Genomic DNA, 19,566 nt, shown 5'->3' on the forward strand with positions numbered 1-19,566 from the left:
TACCATAACTAGCCTTGATATAATTATTCGTCGAAATTGAAATAGAATCTCAAAATTTAATTTGATATTCATTTTCAACTGTTATATTGTGTATAACAGTTTTATATGCAATAAACCGCACATCTCGATCGCCTAGGATGTGCGGTTTTTATTTGCGTATTATCTTTTTTCTTATAAGCAGTATATTAAATGATATATTGAGTGAGCGATGGATCCAATGATATATCGTTTCATCCAATAATATATCGTTTGTAGAGCGTGTGATATATTTATTCAGCGCCGATAGCATTTTCTAATGCTCTTTGTACACCTACATAAACTGCTTTTGCTAAGGTGTCCCCAAACAATGAGAAGGTGCCTGCGTCGGTTAAGACGTCACCATTTGTATCGATGGTAAGAACGACGCCATCTGTAGAGGTACCAGTAGCAGTGGTGTTGCGTTCTTTTGTGAGTGCATCAGGAATATCCTCGTTCATAAATGGATAGAGTTTCACACTTTCAGCGCCCCAATCTTGGAGGGCTGCAGTTTTAGCCTCTGTAATGGTCATCATAGCTTTCACCATGGCGCTGTCAGTTAAGGCCTTATTCGTAAAGACGAGGATGTTGATTGTGCCAGGCGTTATAAAAGCCCCGTCCCGTTCTTCATAGCAATACCCTGTGCCTGCACGATGGGCTGTTTTCTCATAGCCTGCAGTAACGATAGTCTCTACGATAGTATCTTTCTCCTCGACCTTAGCATAGGCGTGTAGTGTCATTGTAGCAGATGTGAGAAGCGCTGTACTAAAATGGACTGGCGTATCGATTTGCTCGAACTCTTGTGCTAAATAGTTGGCTACCGAGCCACCTGGTAAATCTTTTTCTGTTTCGATTTGATATGTTAATTGTTGGTTGCGCACAGCGAGTGTGTGGTGATAACCACCGTTTAATTGTCCGCTAGACAGGGAATAGTGAATATCGTCAAAGTGCACTGTAACGGAGTGTAGCTCCTTGGTTATATAGCCACCGGTAGCAAGCTCTTGTGGTGCTTCGTATGGATTGTTTAACATGTAAGTCTCCCTAGATTTAGATTGTTATATATGTAATATAACGATATAATAACTTTACTATATCGTGTAAAATATATTTATTAAATTATAGCATATATGTTTATGATGACCATATTAATAGATGTGCTCAATCATTTATGTAGTTTTATTATTGGAGGTTTAATATGGGCAATATTTTTTATTCTGCATCAGAAATATTGTTTAAAGATGCGAATGTATTGATTCAATTTCGAGATTGGTTCTTTTCTCAAGCGGGCAATATATTATTAGCTCTTATTATATTTTGGGTAGGTCGTTATGCTATTAAATGGGTAAAAGCCTTTGCTGTACGTATTATGACTAAGGCCTCTTATGACTCTGCTGCGATGAGCTTTATTACGCAGATCATCAATTATACATTGCTAGTAGGTCTAATATTGATTTGCTTAAATCAAATTGGTGTTCCTACTACATCCTTTGTAGCAGCCTTTGGTGCCTTTGGTTTAGGTATTGGTTTGGCCTTACAAAGCAACTTATCTAACTTGGCATCAGGCTTATTAATTCTTATATTTAAGCCTTTTAGAGCAGGTCATGTTATTCAAGTTGGAGATACTATAGGTAGTGTTAAGTCTGTTCAATTTATGTATACTATTATCACTACTAAAGATCAAAAAAATGTGTATATACCAAACTCTATCCTTACCTCCCAAGCCATAACTAATATTGCTTATACCCATGAAAGGGTTATCCCGTTCGTCTTTGATATTGGTTATAACAATAATCATCATGAAGCAATTAAAATCTTAAAAAATATTTTTGCTGCTGATAAACGTGTACTCAATCCTAAAGATATGGAAATTGGTATTTCTGAATTTGGCGATAACTCTGTACGCATTGCTGCCTATGCACGCGTTAAGTCGAAAGACTTCTTAGATGTGCAATATGGAATTATGTCTGATGTAAAAGATGCGTTCGATAAATATGGTATCGACATTCCATATCCTCAACGTGTTGTATATCTTCAAAATGTAGATAACTCTACTGGTGAAATTAAGGGAACTAAGAAAAAAACAAGTGGAACGAATGTTGCCATTGATGATAACCCTGAAAGTTAATATGTGATACAGAAAGTGAGATATATGATATCTTTAACAACTAATGTTTGTATAGTTTGGAAACGACTTATTTTCATGATAGCCTTTATAGGCGCTATTATTTTCGGTACTAGTGTTTCTCATGCTGCATATATTGCGCCGCCATCTACGGTCGGTGAGGCGGTAGTCCTCATTGATGCGGACACAAAGGAAATTTTATTTGCTAAAAACCCTGATAAATGGATGCACCCAGCAAGTACTACAAAAATGGTTACCTTGTTAACGGCACTAGAGCTTAAAGGTACTCAACTTGATGAATTAGCTACTATTAGTAGTTATGCAACGAGTATGGAAGAATCTAATTTAGGCGTTCGTGTAGGTGATCAAATCACATTAGAAGCTGTTATCGAAGGCATGATGGTTGCCAGTGGTAATGATGCGGCCGTTGTAGTAGCAGAAAATGTAAGTGGCTCTGTAGAAAAATTTGGTAAGGATATGACTCGTATTGCTACTAAAGCAGGTGCAAAGAATAGTGTGTTCCTAAATCCACATGGATTAACTCAAATGGGGCACCACTCTACGGCTCGTGACTTGGCGATGATTGCTGCGTATGGTATGAAATACCAAATGTTCCGCGATAAGGTTGCTAATGATTACTATAAGGTGCCATACCAAAATCGTGCACCTGTAACAATTCGTACAACGAATCACTTCATTCGCAACAAATATCCTGGTGCCAATGGTTTGAAAACAGGCTTTACGAATGCTGCAGGGGAATGTTTAATTGCATCTGCTACGCGTAATGGTCATACTATGATTGTAGTTATGCTTAATGATGATAATCGTTGGGAAGAAGCTGTACAATTCCTTGATTATGGTTTTAAACTTCGTGGAGTTATTTAGGGGAACTATTGTGTAATGGGGGTTATATGAGTTCGTTTTTTGCCTTTTTAAAACGCATGCGCTTTATTAATCGATGGAGCCTTATGCGCAATACAGAAACAGAAAATATTCAAGAGCATAGCCTTGAAGTGGCTATGGTAGCTCATAACTTGGCAGCTCTGAAGAACGAATACTTTGGTGGCAATGTAGATATTAATAAAGTAGCGGTTATTGCCATGTACCATGAGGTGAGTGAAATCTTTACAGGCGATATGCCAACACCTATTAAGTACTTTGATCCCAAATTACGTGAGCTTTATGGTGAAGTTGAATCCTTGGCACAAGAGAAAATGTTATCTACTTTGCCAGAGCGTTTACAAGGGGTATATAAGCCTTTTATTGTAGATGCTGAAGAAAGTGAAGAGTGGCCTATCGTAAAGGCAGCAGACACTATTTCAGCGTATATGAAGTGTGTGAACGAACTGAAGGCAGGAAACGACGAGTTTAAAGAAGCACATGACTCCATATTAGTAAAACTAAAAGCTCTCAACATGCCCGAGGTAGATATGTTCCTTGAAACCTATATGCCTGCCCTTGGTAAGAGCTTAGATGAGTTAAACTATTACGAAATAAAATAATGATTAACTAAATAACAAATAAAAAGAGACGACCATGAACTGCACCTCCAAAAATTGTGTCCAATTTTTGGGGTGCAGTTCACCAGAGGTCGTCTTTTTTTATTCTCGAAAATATTCACTTCTGGAGTATTCGTAGTGCTTATTTGTCTTAAAACAGAAAATAGCTATAACATCTTAGTAGATGTTATAACCATTTTACATCTTAAATAATGTTTTTATAACATCTTTTTAGATTCAATAATTTCTTGATTTCTCATTAGTATTTTTTTGCCACGCCATGAGAAGGCACGAGGTCCGTATTTAGCTTTGAACTCTTTGTTCGTTAGTGAATCTAATTCATCTATATCAATGTACGGTTCTACTGATTGGAATTCTGGAATTGGTGTGGTAGGAATATCTTTGTTGTGCGGGCACACTTCTTGGCACACGTCACAGCCAAATACGAGGGGCGTTTTAGCTATGATATGCTCCTCCTCTGAAGTAAGTTCTCCTTTTTTCTGAGTTAAGTAACTTTTACAGGTGTCGAATTTAAACTCATCATGTCCTAAGCATTGACCTAAACAGGCAGTAATACAGCGATTACATCCCATGCAGGATTGAGTTAGTGGAGTATTAGGTTCTAGTTCTAAGGTTGTTAAAATCGTTCCAATCACCACATAAGAACCCCATTTAGGGCTGATGAAGCAATTATTTTTGCCGTAAAACCCGAGACCTGCTAAGTAAGCCATGTAACGATCGGCTAAAGGGGAGGTGTCACAATGAATAGAGAACTGTGCGTCTGTATTCATTATTTGTAATTTTTCAATAAGCTTTTTTAAATATTCATTGATGACTAGATGGTAATCTTTGGCCCATGTATAGCGAGATAAATTGGAAGGAGATTTATGCTCTACATAGTATGGAAAAAGACAAACAATTGCACTTTTAGGTGTAAAAAGGGATGTTCCTAATAGTCTTTCCTCTACATTGGCAGCCGTAAAGGGACATGGATTACTTTCGTATAAAATGGATTTTGCATTCTCAGGTAGTGGCCAAGATGCGACACCAAACTCATAAATATTCAGTTCTTTGCAGATTTCTTGTAAATTTATATATTTCATCGTAGATTTCATAGCGAATTATTGGTACAATAAAAGTATAAGAAATGTGAGGAATTTCTATAGATTTTAATGAGTTCCTTCTAGGTTTGTAGTTCGATGATATTTGCATTTTTATGGTTATCATCTAAGTTCTGTTAGTATTAGTATACCATTGAGAGGACAGATTATGTTAGCATTTATGAAAGTATTACAACCGAAGACGGTGGAAGAGGCTTATGAATTAGCCACAAAAAACAAAACTGCTCCAATGCTAGCTGGCGGTTGCTGGTTGCGTTTAGGTCGACGCACATGGCCATCAGTGATCGATATGGCAAGCCTTGATTTGCGTTATGTTCGTGAAGAGGAGAACGAGTTTGTAATTGGCGCTATGGCGACACAAGGAGATGTGGAACGTTTTGAGCCATTACAACAATTCTGCGGTGGTGCCGTAGTTAAAGGCGTTAAGGAAATCCTTGGCGTTCAATTCCGTAATACAGCTACTATGGGCGGCTCTGTAGCTAGTAGATTCGGCTTCTCCGATATCATTCCTGCATTGTTGGCAGTCCATGCAGACATCGTTACTTTTAAAGGTGGTCGCATGTCCATGCAAGACTATATGACGTATAGAGAACGTGATATTCTTATGGAAATTCGCATTCCTAAAGTAGATGTGCCTGTAGCTGTGGAAGCACTTCGCATCTCTCGTGGCGATTTCCCAGTGTTGACAGGTGCTCTTCGCCGTGATGACAAAGGCGTTGAAGTGTACATCGGTACAAGACCTGGCGTGCCTCAATTAGCAGATAAAGCAAGTGCTTTGCTTTCAGAAAAAGGATTGTCTGCAGCAAAAGAAGCAGGTCAATTGGCATCTGAAGAATTAGTTTATCAATCTAACTCCCATGCGTCTAAAGAATACCGCATGGAAATGGTGAAAGCAATGGTTCAACGCTTAGCTAAGGAGGTGGCACAATAATGGAACTCGTACTAAATATTAATAATAAAAATGTAACAGTTAATGTGCCAACTGACGAAATGTTGTTGGATACATTGCGTAATCTTGGTTATTATAGCGTACGTTGTGGCTGTGATACAACAAACTGTGGCCTTTGTACTGTATGGGTAGACGACGAAATCGTATTATCTTGTGCATATCCTACATTCCGTGCACCAGGTCATAAAATCACTACATTAGAAGGCTTAGAAGAAGAAGCTGAATTACTAGCAGCTTGCATCGCTAGTGAAGGTGGGGACCAATGTGGTTTCTGTACAACTGGTATGATGATGAGCGCTATCAATTTGAAACGCAAAAATCCAAAGGCTAGTGATGATGAAATCCGCGAGTACCTCATTGGTAACTTGTGCCGTTGTACTGGCTATGAATCACAACTTCGAGGGGTTCGTAAATTCTTAGAAGGAGGCCTATAATAATGAAACAGCACATTGGTAAAGCTTATGACAAAGTTGACTCTAAAGGTATTTTGACGGGTAAGCCGTCCTATACAGGCGATTTTGTTCCAAAAGATGCGCTCGTTATTAAGGTTCTTCGTAGCCCTCATGCACAGGCGCGCATTAAATCTATTGATACATCTAAAGCTAAATTGATCCCCGGTGTAGAAGCTATCTTTACACATGAAGATGTGCCTAATACTCGTTTCACATTGGCTGGTCAAACATACCCAGAGCCATCTGCTTATGATGCGCTTATCTTAGATCCTGTAGTTCGCTATGTAGGTGATGAAGTGGCTCTCGTAGTTGCTAAAGATGAGGCTACAGCTTTAAAGGCTATGCCGCTTATCAAGGTTGAATACGAAGTACAAAAACCTGTACTTGATATGCATGCAGCTATTGACCATGAAACAGTAGTCCACCCTGAAGATGATATTCATAACAATATTCCTGTAGGTCAAGACTATAAACGCAATATTTGCGTATCCTATCACAAACGCGTAGGTGATGTTGAAGCAGAACTTGCAAAATGTGATTATGTAGTAGATGGTACTTACTTTGACCAGGCTACACGCCAAACGGCAATGGAACCATTCCAAAGCTTTGGTTATGTAGATGCATTAGGTCGTGTAGTAATTGTATCCTCTACGCAAATCGTATTCCATGTTCGTCGTCACATCGCACGTGCTCTTGGCATTCCTGCTACTAAAGTTCGCGTATTAAAACCTCGTATCGGCGGTGGCTTCGGCTCTAAACAAACGGCTTGTACAGAAATTATGACAGCCTTTGTAGCATGGACATTGAAGAAACCTTGTTACCTTTTATATGATCGCACAGAATCGCAAACTTGCTCCACTACACGTCATGCTCGTGAATGGAAAATCCGCGTAGGTGCTACAAAAGATGGAATTATCAAAGTAATTGATATGGACTCTATTACTGATGCAGGTGCTCATGCAACTCACTGTTTCACTACTACTACAGCTGGTGAGCATAAGTCCATTCCTTTATACAATAAATCGACAGCTATCCACTACGGTACAGAAGGCGTATACATGAACCATACACCAGGCGGTGCATTCCGTGGTTATGGTGCTACAGAAGCGTTATGGCCATTAGAGTGTGCTGTTAATAATTTGGCGGATAAAATGGGCGTTGACCCTGCTGAATTGCGTCAAAAGAACTTGATTGCTCAAGGTGAACAAAGCTTGGTATACGCTCCAGATGAATATCTTGACTCTGGTCTATTCCAAGATACAATAAATCGCGTGAAAGAAATGGCTCGTTGGGATGAACGCCCTCATTCTTGGGATATTGATGAGCGCTATCGCGGCGGTCTTGGCATGGCATTAGCGTTGCAAGGTTCTGGCGTTGCTAATATCGACGTAGCATCTGTAGAAATTCGTCTTGGCGATGATGGTAACTACACATTGTACACTGGTTCTTCTGAAATGGGCATGGGCTCTAATACTGTATTGACTCAAATGGCCTGCGAAGTAATCGGCTGTCCTATGGAATATATGACTGTTGTTGAATCCGATACAGATATCGTACCATTCGACCCAGGTTCCTACGCATCTAGTACAACATATGTAACTGGCACAGCTGCTAAGATGGCTGCTGAAGAATTGCGCACTAAAATTATCGCTAAATTCGCAGAATTCTTTGAAACTGATGTTGAAAATGTTGAATTTGATGGCGTTGTAGCCACAACAAAAGATGGCTCCAAAACTATGGATATCCATCAATTAGCTCCGAAATTATTAGTAGGTGTTAAAGCAGAACAATTATCTGGTTTCGCTACATGGGGCAGTCATACATCCCCACCTCCATTTATGGCATCTATTGCAGAGGTAAAAGTAGACAAACAAACTGGTAAGGTTATTCCTCTTCACTTCTATTCCTGCATCGACTGCGGTACTGTTATTAACCCTAAATTGGCTCGCGTTCAAGTTGAGGGCGGTGTAGTACAAGCAATCGGCATGGCGCTATATGAAGATGTACGCTATTCTAATAATGGTCGCTTAGAGACTAATAACCTTATGACTTATAAAATTCCAACTCGTCAAGATATCGGTGAATTACATACAGACTTCGTAGAGTCTTATGAACCAACTGGCGGTTTTGGTGCTAAATCTATTGGTGAAGTTGTTATTAACACTGGTTGTCCAGCTATCCAACATGCTATTAAGAATGCAGTTGGTGCGGATGTTCGTACATTACCTATGACACCTGAGAAGGTATTTATGGCTATGGACGAGAAATATAAAGTATAGGGAGTTTTAATTTCTTGTTACTTTCTAAGGAGGCCTGGTTCTATGACATCACAAACATCCTATTGGAATCGACTGATTCAGCCGGGAATCGTTGCCCTTGTTGGGGCCGGCGGTAAAACGACTGTGCTTTCAAAGCTAGTAGAATATGGACGGCTGAAAGGTCAGCCCATCGTAGTTACGACTACGACTCGACTTTATGAATCTCAAGTTGCTCATTATAAACCGATTTATACTCAAAATATTAATGAAGCAGATGAGTATTGTACTGATCGTGTATTACATGGTTATTGTGGTGCGTGGTTCTCTGGGATTACAGGAACAAAAGTAGACTCCTTAGATTGTGATCTTATCGATGGTTTATCCAAGTTACATCCTAACTGGCAAATTGTGGTAGAAGCAGATGGGGCAAAGGAAAAATGGCTCAAGGCGCCTAAGACGAGTGAACCTGTTATTCCAACCCTTACAAAGACTACGATTGGTCTTGTTAACCTACAAATGCTAGGGGCTCCCCTTGATGATGAGCACGTACATAATATTGAGCTCGTTCAAGATATCGTAAAGCGCGATATGGGGGCTATTGTAACACCGCGTATGTTGGCTGATCTTGTATTACACAAGCAAGGTTTATTCCAATACAGCAAAGGGAAAAAAATCCTATTCTGTACTGGTTATGAAACCGTGCAACATCGCATCATCGATGATTTTATTGATCATATTGTGGATAGCGATATTTCTGCTATCATCTTAGCTGATGGATATAAAGCAAGTTGCGAAATCCGTCGCATCATTCAATGTCGGTAGGTACTCATGACTAATGTGAAAGCAAATTGTAATGCCGCTTTCAGTACAATGAGAGACCCCATAGACCGTCGTCCTTTGCATATTGGCATTGTCCTCCTCGTAGGAGGACAAGCCAAACGCATGGGATGTAATAAGCAGCTCTTGCCCTGGCGTGGCAAGACTGTTCTAGATGCGGTCTGTGGGGCTCTTCAATGTGGATGGGGTTGTCCGGTAGTGCCTGAGATGTCATGTAAACTACCTTTTGTGGCGGTTACTGGTGATGATCATGAAAAACTAGAACCTATTGTCACATCCTATGGTTTTGAAGCGATTCGAAATGAGCATCCTCAGCTAGGACAAGGTGTGTCCATAGCGATGGGGGTACGGCATTTAGTAGAAACATCGCCCATACCGTTAGATGGTATTCTTTGCTCAGTAGGGGATCAACCTCTTCTGACGAGTGCTGTCGTACATGAGGTCATTAGTGCATTTAGTGAAAACTTTCATTCAAAAACTATCGTTGTCCCATATTATGGGGAGAACTATCAATCGGGAAACCCCGTTCTCTTTGGTTCTCATTGGTTTGATTTTTTACAACAGATCCAAGGGGATCAAGGCGGTAAGACCATCATTCGTGGTGATGGCAAGGACTATGTCTTGAAATTATGGATTCGTGACGATATTGGTGACGATATCGACACACCCGATGATTTTGAGCGTTTAAAACATCGTGAAAGTGAGGCATTATGAAACCATTAGTGCTCATGCGCGGGGGCGGAGATATCGCTTCCGGCGCTGTATATAGATTGAAACGGGCGGGCTATCCCGTGGTTATTAGTGAAATTGCGATTCCTACTATGATTCGCCGAGAAGTATGCTACGGTAATGCCGTTCATCGTGGTGAAATGGTTTTGGAACGCTTTGTAGCCCGTCATGTTGCCCTTAGTGAAGTGAAAGATACTTTAGCACAAGGGATAATTCCCGTTGTGACTAGTTCATACGAAGAGTTATTAGATACACTGAAACCAGCTATTGTAGTAGATAGTATTTTAAGTAAGAAGAATCTAGGTACAAAACGTGATGATGCAGAGCTTGTCATAGGTGTTGGGCCTGGGTTTACCGCAGGGGACGATGTAGATGTAGTCATCGAAACAATGCGTGGTCATTACTTAGGTCGCTGTATCTATGATGGTCCTGCTCAGCCGAATACAGGTATTCCTGGCAATGTAGGTGGCTATACTCATGAACGTGTAATACACTCACCAAAGGCTGGTCTATTTACGGCAAAGCGTCATATTGGTGATTCTGTACAGGCTAATGAGGTTATTGGTTATGTCGATGAAGAACCAGTACGGGCAAAAATTACAGGTATTCTTAGAGGCATTCTAAAGAGTGGACTCATTGTGTCGGACCATTTTAAACTGGCCGATGTTGATGCTCGTTGTGAAGAGTCTCATTGTTATAGTATTTCAGATAAATCCCTAGCTGTTGGCGGCGGCGTTTTAGAGGCTGTTACTGCGTGGGATTATGAAAGGAATTTAGATGGAAACAATCTATGATGTGATGAAAGACCGTCTACAGGTTACTGAAACTACCTTGATGGTTACTATTTTATCTGGTCCTCGTCAAGGGGATAAGACTGTTTACGCTGAAGATGGTAGCGTGCTATATGGTACAGCTATTGAAGGCTTTACAGTAGATAAGGCAAAACTTAATTCTCTATGTATGGTAGGCGAAATAGAATGTTTCGTACAACCTGTAGAAAATGATCCGTCCGTTCTCGTATTGGGTGCTGGTCATGTGAGCCGAGCGATTACAGATTTACTGTTATTTATTGGCTGTCGTGTCACTGTTGTAGATGACCGTCCAGAATATGTAGTCCCTGAATTCTTTGATGAACGTGTTACACGTAAATGCTTGCCTTTAGAAAACTTCAAGAACGATTTACCTCTTGATGAGTATAATGGGTTTATCATCGTAACGCGTGCGCATGAGTACGATAATATATGCCTTGAACAACTTCGTAGCTACTTGCCTACGTATATGGGCGTTATGGGGAGTCAAAAGCGCATTCATTACGCTTTTGAAGTGTTGCGTGAGCAAGGTTGGACTCAAGAGGAGCTTGATATGGTTTATGCTCCAATCGGGCTAGATCTTGGTGCACAAACACCGGAAGAAATTGCGTTATCTATCGTTAGTGAATATTTGGCAGTGGTACGTGGTAAACAAGGCGGCTCATTGCGGAAAGGTAGAGTGAGCCATGAATCGTGAGTTTATTGAATATCTTGAGGAGCGTAAAAACGAAACATTAGCTGTTGCTACTATTTTGTATACTCGTGGATCCACACCTCGTAAAGCAGGTACTTCTATGGTTGTATTCCCAGATGGTTCCATCTTTGGTACTATCGGTGGTGGCCGTGCAGAAAATGAAATTCGTCTAAGTGCAGTTGATTCTTTGAACAAAAAAGAAGCACACCGTCGTATCGACGTTTTACTCGATGATGATGTAGCTGTCAAAGAAGGTATGGTTTGCGGCGGTCAAATGGATGTGTGGATTGAAACACAAAACATTTAAGCGTTCAAAGGGATTGCTTTAAAATGCATATATATAAGATATCTGTTTTATAGATTAATATATATTTATATGAAAATAAACTCATGGAGTATCTGTTTCTAAATTTACAGTACTCTCAAAATGAGTTAAAATATAAGGTACAGTCATAGAATTGACTGTACCTTATTATTTTGTATAAGGAGTTATTTTTATGCATATTGACGCACTTATACATACCTTTAGGCTACTTGATATCCTTGATATTTTCGTTGTTGCTATAGGTATTTATTATTTATATAAGATGCTTAAAGATACACGAGCCGTTGCTCTTTTAAAAGGTATCGTGTTCTTAGCAATAATAAATCTGATCAGTCATCTGTTCAATCTATATGTTATTAACTGGATTTTGCAACAAAGTATGACTGTACTCCTCTTTGCGTTACCAGTCGTGTTCCAACCTGAATTGCGCCGTGCTCTTGAGCAACTCGGTCGCGGCCGTATTTTCAGCAAGGCTCAAAATGTAAACGAAGAGGAAATGGATATGGCTATCAATGAAGTGATGGCGGCGGCACGCGTTATGTCCCGTGAACATACGGGGGCACTCATCGTGTTTGAACGAGAAGTAGGTCTTAATGACTTCGTAGATACAGGTATCTTAATGGATGCTGTATTGAGCCGTGAATTAATTAAAAATATCTTCGTTCCGAGCACACCGCTTCATGATGGGGCTCTTATCATTCGCGATGGTCGCATTCGTGCAGCTGGATGTTTGTTACCGCTTACTGAAGACCGTACGTTGAGTACTGAACTAGGTACGCGTCACCGTGCAGCTATCGGTTTGTCTGAACAAACTGATGCGGTAGTTGTCGTTGTCAGTGAGGAAACAGGTACGATTTCTTATACCTATGGCGGTCATATTTATCGCCATTTACCAGAGGATCAAATTAAGGAGGCTTTACGCACCTTTATGGAACGCCCTCGTCAAACCATTACTAGTATGTGGAAGTGGAGGGCTAACAAATGATGATTCATCTGAAACGAAACTGGCCTGCTAAGCTCTTATCCTTGCTGGCGGCTATCGTCATGTGGTTCTTTATCATGCGGGATCAAAATCCTGTGATGGAGGTAACCTATACTGTGCCTGTACAGGTTCAAAACCTCAATTCTGGCTATATCGTAGAGGATGCACCAGATACAGTACGTGTTGTATTGACTGGTCCTCGTGATACGATTATTTCCATGAAGTCAGATAATCTTCGAGCTTATATTGATGCGTCTGGTGTAAAACCAGGTCAAAATAATGTGACTATTGGATTTACGCCTCCTGCAGGTATGAATCTTGTGGAAGTAAAACCAGACAATATCACTATTAATGTTGACGAGTATGCTGAAAGAAAGGTTCCTGTTGAAATTGTTCCAATCGGTAAATTCTCTGATGACATTGCTTTGAAATCAGTAACGATTGTGCCGAAAGAGGTAACTGTTTCTGGGCGCAAGCAACAAGTTAATACAGTGAGCAAGGTTGTTATGAAGGTTAATGTTGCCGGACAAACTAAGAACTTCAGTGCTGTAAGTACTTTAGAGGCTTGGGATATAGCTGGCAATGTATTGGATGTACATATCAATCCAAATCAAGGTCAAGTACAATATGAACTTAACTTATTGCGTAAGAATAAAGCCGTTCCTATTACTGTGCCGACCATCGGTACTGTGCCAGAGGGCTACGAAGTTAAAGCTACATCTGCTACACCTACGCAGTTAACGGTTACAGGCCGTGAAGAACTGATTGATACAATTACTGATATTCAAACGGAACCGGTTGATATATCTGGTGCTACAGAAACCATTCAAGGTACCTATAACTTAGTCTTACCGAGTGGCATCAATAGTAATACCTCAACAGTGCGTGTAAAAGTAGAAATCCAAAAGAAAGCTACTTAATGTGAAATTCAAAAGAATGCTACTTAATGTACAGCTGAATGTAGTACAGGTAGAGCTTTCACAATCATTACAATTAGATGCTAAAGGTCCTAATGGAGTATTATTTACCTACTCTGTTAGGGCCTTTTTTATTAATCCTATATTAGCTATTAGCTTTTATAGTAGTGTTGTATAATAAAAGTGTATAACCATTTTCTTGTAGATCAGTTGTTAGGGATTTAGGTCAAATAATAACGATATAAGCTGCCCCTGAAGGGAGCCAAAATAGGAAAGATATGATTAGAATAATAAACCTCCGCGTGGCTGTTACAGTCAAGTCGGATATAAAGGATATTGTAGAAAAGAAATATCCCCAATTGCGAGGCGCTATTGAAACGATTCACGTTGTACGACGCGCTGTAGATGCTCGTAAAAAACCAAATATTGTCTTTGTCTATACTTTGTTTGTTGAGGTTCATAACGAAGCTCAAATTATGAAAAAACTAAGTAAACAAAAGGATGTATCTGTATTTACAGCAGAAGATCCAGAGCCTATCGTTTATGGGAATGTACCATTAGCACATCGTCCCGTAGTTATGGGCTTTGGTCCAGCAGGTATGTTAGCCGCATTTTACCTTGCCCGTGAAGGTTACCGTCCTATCGTCTTTGAGCGCGGTCAAGATGTAGATACTCGTAGCGAAGACGTAGAAACATTCTGGAAAGAGGGCGTCTTTAAACCTGAGTCCAACGTTCAATTCGGTGAGGGTGGTGCAGGTACCTTCTCTGATGGTAAATTGACGACTCGCGTTACCCATCCTAGATTGCACGAAATCTCCAAATATTTTGTTGAATTTGGTGCGCCTGAGGAAATTTTATATAAACATAAACCTCACGTAGGTACTGATAAATTGCGTACCATGGTAAAAGCCATGCGTAAGCGCATTATTGAATGGGGCGGTGAGGTTCGTTTCGGTGCGAAGATTACAGATTTATTTATCGAAAATGACCGCATCGTAGGTGTTGAAATTAATGGTAGTGAGCGCATTGATACCACAGTTGTCTTATCTGGTGTAGGACATAGTGCACGTGATACGTATGAAATGCTACATAAACGAAATGTAGAAATGACAGCAAAACCATTTGCTATCGGTGTTCGTATTGAACATGATCAAGCTGTAATCGATGAGTCCCAATATGGTGTAGAACCGTCTAGCTTGGGCCTTGGGGCCGCAGAATATTCTCTCGTATACCATGATAAAGAAACAGGACGTACAGCGTATAGCTTCTGTATGTGCCCAGGTGGCCAAGTTGTAGCATCTGCGTCCGAAAATGGTGGCGTTGTTGTAAATGGCATGAGTTTGTATGCTCGTGATAGCGGTGTTGCGAATAGTGCTATCGTAGTTAATGTAGGTCCCGATGATTTTGGTACGCATCCTCTGGATGGGGTAGCTTTCCAACGGGAATGGGAACGTAAGGCCTATGAGTTGGGCGGTTCTAATTTCCATGCGCCAGCGCAAACAGTAGGTCAATTTTTGGGGCTTTCACCGACACCTAGCGTACAAGATAGCACCTATAGCTATGAACCGGGCGTAGTGAACTGTGATTTACACGATTGCTTACCGCCATTCGTCACATCCGTATTAGAACGGGCGTTGCCGTATTGGGGCCGTCGCATTCGTGGATTCGATGATCCTGCCGTATGCATGACAGGCGTTGAAACTCGCACCTCTGCACCACTTCGTATGGGACGCAACGAGGAGCGCATTTCTCCAACTGTAGGTGGATTCTACCCGATGGGCGAGGGTGCTGGCTACGCTGGTGGCATTATGAGTGCGGCCCTCGATGGGGCAGAAACTGCTATTTTATGTATGGCTAAATACGCAAAACCAAACTAGTTGGTAATATATTGTGAAGTAAACTACAGTATAGGTTCATATTGGTACCGTAATATAGTTGTATCTGTATAGTATCTATATATGTGGTGTATATAATATGATATAATACACAACAGTGAATATATGAGGACTTGTGATGTACACAAATCCCTAGAGGAGGATAATTATGGCTCGTTTATTTGGTACAGATGGTGTACGTGGTGTTGTTAATGAATTTTTAACACCTGAATTAGCCTATCATTTAGGTCGTGCAGCGGCTACGCATTTTGGTAAGGAAAAGGAACATCCTACGTTCTTAATCGGTCGCGATACGCGTATTTCTGGTTCTATGCTTGAAAGTGCATTGGCAGCAGGCATTTGCTCTGTAGGTGGTAATGTAGTCATTGCAGGCGTTGTACCAACTCCAGCAGTAGCATATCTAGTGCGTCAACAAGGTTTTGATGCGGGCGCAGTTATTTCTGCATCTCATAATCCATACCCAGATAATGGTATTAAATTCTTCGATGGCAATGGTTACAAATTGCCAGATGAAGTAGAAGATCAATTGGAAGAGTATGTTCGTCAAAGTGCGGATAATGAATTGCCACGCCCTACAGGTGACGGCATCGGCAAAATAGAGCACAACAGCAACTTAGCTCATTTCTATGCTCACTTTGTACGTCACACAATCGATACATCCTTGGAAGGCATGACAATCGTTTATGATGGTGCTAATGGTGCTGCTTCTAGTGTAGGCCCTGAAATTTTAGCTGGCCTTGGCGCTAAAGTTATCAACATTAACGTAAATCCAGATGGCTTAAACATCAACCATCACTGTGGTTCTACGCACATCGAAGGCTTGCAAGTAGCTGTACAACAACATAATGCAGACCTTGGTATCGCTAATGATGGCGATGCGGACCGTTGCTTATTGGTTGACGAAAAAGGTCAAGTCCTCGATGGTGACCAAATCATGTTGTTATGCGCTCTTAAATTGAAAGAAGAGGGCAAACTCAAAGATGATACTGTAGTTGGTACTGTTATGAGTAATATTGGCTTCCATAAAGCCGCTCAAGAATTAGGCATGAAAACATTTGCTACTGCTGTTGGTGACCGTTATGTTTTAGAGTATATGCGTGAACATAATCTCTCCGTTGGCGGTGAGCAATCTGGTCATGTAATCTTCTTGGATCACAATACAACTGGTGATGGTATGTTGACAGCTGTACAAGTAGCAGCTCTTATGAAAGAGAAAAACCAACCACTTTCTGAATTGGCTGGCATTATGACTAAATATCCTCAAGTTCTTATCAACGTTCGTGTTGCTACAAAAACAGGTTGGGAAGATAATGATATTATTAAAGCTGCCATCGTAACAGCGGAAGGTGAACTTGGTGTAGAAGGTCGCGTTCTAGTTCGTGCATCTGGTACTGAACCACTCATTCGCGTAATGGCAGAAGGTCCTAACCAAGAAGAACTACAAGCACTATGCCAAGAAATCGCTGATATTATCGGTAGAGAACAAGGGTTAGCGGAATAAAAGTAGGGTGTGAGGCGGCAGAGGAGCTTGCGACGATGAAGTCCACACATCACTTTGTTCCGAGCGTAAGATTTCGGAAAGCGAAATCCACAGCGAGGAACCATCTCTACTAAGATTAAAACAATGGGTTTTAATAATTGTGAATCCATTCTACAACTTTTATATTAAAGGTCTATCCTCCTATATATGTCCCTTTGCTCCGTCCTACGTAAAGTCGCTACAGGAACATATATAGGAGGCTTAGATATGAGTGATATATCAATTAGAATAATTTAATGAATTATCTTTTGGCTTTGGGATATTTTAATCTAAGGGGGTAACATTATTAAAACAATAGGTTTAATTGGAGGAATGAGCTGGGAAAGTACGATTACATATTACCAGGTATTGAATGAAACTATTAAGCAAGTTTTGGGCGGCTTACATTCGGCAAAATGTATTCTATATAGCGTTGATTTTGAAGAAATAGAAAAGTGCCAGGCAAATGGCGATTGGAATAAAAGCGCTGAAATTTTATCCGATGCGGCTCAATCTCTTGAAAAGGCCGGTGCTGATTATATTGTTATATGCACGAATACAATGCATAAAGTTGCAGATGAAATAGAAAGACATATTCACATCCCTCTCCTTCATATTGCGGAAATGACTGCAGTAGAGTTAGAAAAATCAGGTATTACAAAGGTAGGTCTACTTGGTACCAAGTACACGATGCAACAAGATTTTTATAAATGTATCTTGGAAAATCGGGGAATTCATGTTGTTATCCCTAACGAAGATCAAGTTGAACTTGTAAATGATATTATATACAATGAATTGTGTTTAGGTGTTATTTCTAATGAATCTAAACAACAATACTTAGATATTATTGGTGATTTGGTAAAATCTGGTGTACAAGGTGTTATTTTAGGGTGTACTGAAATCGGACTACTTGTTAAACAGGATGATACGGATATACCGTTATTTGATACTACATTGATACATGCAAAAAATGCGGCGTTGATCTCTATTGATGGAGTATAATATAGTTAGGTTTTATTTTTGTTTAAGTAACATAACCCTCTATTAGATATTTTTATTCATTTTTAGAATATCTAATAGAGGGTTATTTTTATGTAATTAGAATTAGCTAGAGGCTAAAGCAAGTCTTTTTGTATAGTTTGAATTTATATGAGCGGCGTTAGTATAGGTACATACGTATATAAGAAGTAACTTATGTTATTATAAATATATAGTCTAAAATATGTTCGATAGTAAAGGTATAATATGAAGCTTGTTATAAAAGAGTATTGGGAAAATCTTAAAACAGAATATGAAACTGCTTATAAGGTGTCCATATTCAGTGATTATAATGTATTAATGCAATATGCAGAGCGTTTTGGATCTTACTTACGTGGTTTGATGCAGGAGGATCCGCTTGATGTAGATGTGGTATGCGCTTTAGCAACTGTTGAACAGGTGTTGCGGCATGAGGAAAACTCAATTCAACTATTGGAAGATTTCCTCGAAACGTATAGTGGTGAACTGAGTGATACGGATAAAGCAAGAGTTTACACTAATCTGGCTTTTTATTATAACGATGAGAGACATATAAAAGAATATGATTATCTATCGGTCGCTGTAAAGCTCAATTCTCCCTATATAGAGACCTATAGAGGTTTGGCATTATATCATTTCTCATCTTACGAAGATAATGGATCGATAGAGGCGTTAACTAAAAGCTTACAGGCCTTTGAAAAGGGAATAAGTGTATCTAATGATTATGAAATAAGCTATGGCTATGCAGTGTGTTTGTTTGAGCTTAAAAAATATGAGAAAGCAAAGACAATTTTTGAGCAGTTGTTATTAAAATACCCAAATAGAATGCGATTATTACTTGGGATAGCTTATTGTGATGTGTATTTAGGAAATAAAAAGTAAGCTCTTGATCGGTTAAAGAAAATTAAGCTGGGCTCAGATGTAGCATATTATTTAAGTAACGATGAGATTTATGATTTTGAAGTCTTTAATGCCTATTATGTTTTAGATGAATACGAACTATTCTTAGAGGAATGTGAAAAAGCTGAAGAGGACTGTGATTTGAGTGGGGGGCCTTATTACTTTGGTCTTTGGACTACGAATCAACATGACTTGTTCCACCGTGAAGTAGATAAACAACGAACAGAACTACTAGAATGTATCGAAGACGTAAAAGCGGTTGAAGACTTTGATAGTGAAGAGGAAAAGCAAAGTTATATTCAAAGCTGGGAAGATGATTTAGAAGCTTTAAGCACTGTGGTACATAAGATTAAACATGAAAACTACAAGCCTGTAGTTGAATTAAAATTATATCCTATATATGGATGCTACTTAATAGACTGTTTATTTCATAACTTTTGATACTCTTATGTTTGTGTGATAAATCAAAAAGGATATCTGTATTTGAACTGCTATGAGATTTGAATAAAAAAGAAGAAAGCACTAC

18 protein-coding genes and 1 pseudogene are annotated in these 19,566 nt (G+C 39.7%); 17 read left to right on the top strand and 2 right to left on the bottom strand.

The genetic code is table 11. The annotated features are described in order from the left end of the window. Positions 1–269: 269 nt before the first annotated feature. Positions 270–1,046, bottom strand: a complete 777-nt coding sequence (locus VRHSUH09_RS05045; protein WP_105081572.1) for an adenosylcobinamide amidohydrolase — start codon at positions 1,044–1,046, stop codon at positions 270–272. A 164-nt stretch (positions 1,047–1,210) separates the two neighbouring features. Between VRHSUH09_RS05045 and VRHSUH09_RS05050 the strand changes: the two genes are divergently transcribed. Genes VRHSUH09_RS05050 through yfbR form a run of 3 tightly spaced genes read left to right on the top strand, consistent with a single transcriptional unit; the run spans position 1,211 to position 3,639 of the window. Further along, entirely contained in the window at positions 1,211–2,140 is a 930-nt protein-coding gene (locus VRHSUH09_RS05050; protein WP_105081573.1) for a mechanosensitive ion channel family protein, read from the top strand. Between the two features lie 24 nt (positions 2,141–2,164). Further along, on the top strand, positions 2,165–3,022 hold the full coding sequence (locus tag VRHSUH09_RS05055; RefSeq protein ID WP_105081574.1) for a D-alanyl-D-alanine carboxypeptidase family protein: 858 nt from the start codon (positions 2,165–2,167) through the stop codon (positions 3,020–3,022). 26 nt (positions 3,023–3,048) lie between these two features. Further along, entirely contained in the window at positions 3,049–3,639 is a 591-nt protein-coding gene (gene yfbR / locus VRHSUH09_RS05060) for a 5'-deoxynucleotidase (RefSeq protein WP_105081575.1), read from the top strand. A 215-nt stretch (positions 3,640–3,854) separates the two neighbouring features. Here the strand turns inward: yfbR and VRHSUH09_RS05065 are convergent, their stop codons facing one another. Continuing rightward, positions 3,855–4,739 carry an epoxyqueuosine reductase gene (locus VRHSUH09_RS05065; RefSeq protein WP_105081576.1) on the bottom strand — a complete coding sequence of 295 codons (885 nt, stop codon included), beginning with the start codon at positions 4,737–4,739 and terminating at the stop codon, positions 3,855–3,857. A gap of 166 nt (positions 4,740–4,905) precedes the next feature. Between VRHSUH09_RS05065 and VRHSUH09_RS05070 the strand changes: the two genes are divergently transcribed. The 14 genes and pseudogenes from VRHSUH09_RS05070 (at position 4,906) to VRHSUH09_RS05135 (ending at position 19,481) form a co-directional block, all read left to right on the top strand. Continuing rightward, positions 4,906–5,688, top strand: a complete 783-nt coding sequence (locus tag VRHSUH09_RS05070; protein WP_054748019.1) for an FAD binding domain-containing protein — start codon at positions 4,906–4,908, stop codon at positions 5,686–5,688. Next, on the top strand, positions 5,688–6,140 hold the full coding sequence (locus VRHSUH09_RS05075) for a (2Fe-2S)-binding protein (protein ID WP_009351984.1): 453 nt from the start codon (positions 5,688–5,690) through the stop codon (positions 6,138–6,140). The genes VRHSUH09_RS05070 and VRHSUH09_RS05075 overlap by 1 nt, the downstream gene beginning before the upstream one ends. 2 nt (positions 6,141–6,142) lie before the next feature. Next, on the top strand, positions 6,143–8,437 hold the full coding sequence (locus VRHSUH09_RS05080) for a xanthine dehydrogenase family protein molybdopterin-binding subunit (RefSeq protein ID WP_167386477.1): 2,295 nt from the start codon (positions 6,143–6,145) through the stop codon (positions 8,435–8,437). A gap of 42 nt (positions 8,438–8,479) precedes the next feature. Beyond that, a complete protein-coding gene (gene yqeC, locus VRHSUH09_RS05085; protein WP_105081578.1) occupies positions 8,480–9,238 on the top strand; it encodes a selenium cofactor biosynthesis protein YqeC in 759 nt (252 codons plus the stop codon). Positions 9,239–9,244: 6 nt separating this feature from the next. Beyond that, a complete protein-coding gene (locus tag VRHSUH09_RS05090; RefSeq protein WP_105081579.1) occupies positions 9,245–9,967 on the top strand; it encodes a nucleotidyltransferase family protein in 723 nt (240 codons plus the stop codon). Then, positions 9,964–10,776, top strand: coding sequence for a selenium-dependent molybdenum cofactor biosynthesis protein YqeB (yqeB, locus tag VRHSUH09_RS05095; protein WP_105081580.1), 813 nt, complete (start codon positions 9,964–9,966; stop codon positions 10,774–10,776). Before VRHSUH09_RS05090 ends, yqeB begins: the two co-directional genes overlap by 4 nt. Continuing rightward, positions 10,760–11,488 (top strand): XdhC family protein, encoded by a 729-nt coding sequence (locus VRHSUH09_RS05100; RefSeq protein ID WP_105081581.1) that lies wholly within the window; start codon positions 10,760–10,762, stop codon positions 11,486–11,488. Before yqeB ends, VRHSUH09_RS05100 begins: the two co-directional genes overlap by 17 nt. Beyond that, entirely contained in the window at positions 11,478–11,792 is a 315-nt protein-coding gene (locus VRHSUH09_RS05105; protein ID WP_009351937.1) for an XdhC family protein, read from the top strand. Before VRHSUH09_RS05100 ends, VRHSUH09_RS05105 begins: the two co-directional genes overlap by 11 nt. A 190-nt stretch (positions 11,793–11,982) precedes the next feature. Continuing rightward, entirely contained in the window at positions 11,983–12,795 is an 813-nt protein-coding gene (gene cdaA / locus VRHSUH09_RS05110; RefSeq protein WP_009352084.1) for a diadenylate cyclase CdaA, read from the top strand. Beyond that, the gene (locus VRHSUH09_RS05115; RefSeq protein WP_054748028.1) at positions 12,792–13,712 is read left to right on the top strand and encodes a CdaR family protein; all 921 of its coding nucleotides are present in this window, start codon (positions 12,792–12,794) and stop codon (positions 13,710–13,712) included. Before cdaA ends, VRHSUH09_RS05115 begins: the two co-directional genes overlap by 4 nt. Before the next feature lie 275 nt (positions 13,713–13,987). After that, on the top strand, positions 13,988–15,586 hold the full coding sequence (locus tag VRHSUH09_RS05120) for an NAD(P)/FAD-dependent oxidoreductase (protein ID WP_105081582.1): 1,599 nt from the start codon (positions 13,988–13,990) through the stop codon (positions 15,584–15,586). A gap of 166 nt (positions 15,587–15,752) precedes the next feature. Continuing rightward, on the top strand, positions 15,753–17,105 hold the full coding sequence (glmM, locus tag VRHSUH09_RS05125; protein ID WP_009351949.1) for a phosphoglucosamine mutase: 1,353 nt from the start codon (positions 15,753–15,755) through the stop codon (positions 17,103–17,105). A 333-nt stretch (positions 17,106–17,438) separates the two neighbouring features. Continuing rightward, complete coding sequence (locus VRHSUH09_RS05130; protein WP_276329522.1) at positions 17,439–18,125, top strand: aspartate/glutamate racemase family protein; 687 nt, start codon at positions 17,439–17,441, stop codon at positions 18,123–18,125. Positions 18,126–18,368: 243 nt separating this feature from the next. After that, positions 18,369–19,481, top strand: a pseudogene (locus VRHSUH09_RS05135) (tetratricopeptide repeat protein). The last annotated feature ends 85 nt before the right edge of the window (positions 19,482–19,566 follow it).

Origin of the sequence: Veillonella rogosae JCM 15642 (assembly GCF_002959775.1) — a bacterium.
GTDB lineage: Bacteria > Bacillota > Negativicutes > Veillonellales > Veillonellaceae > Veillonella > Veillonella rogosae.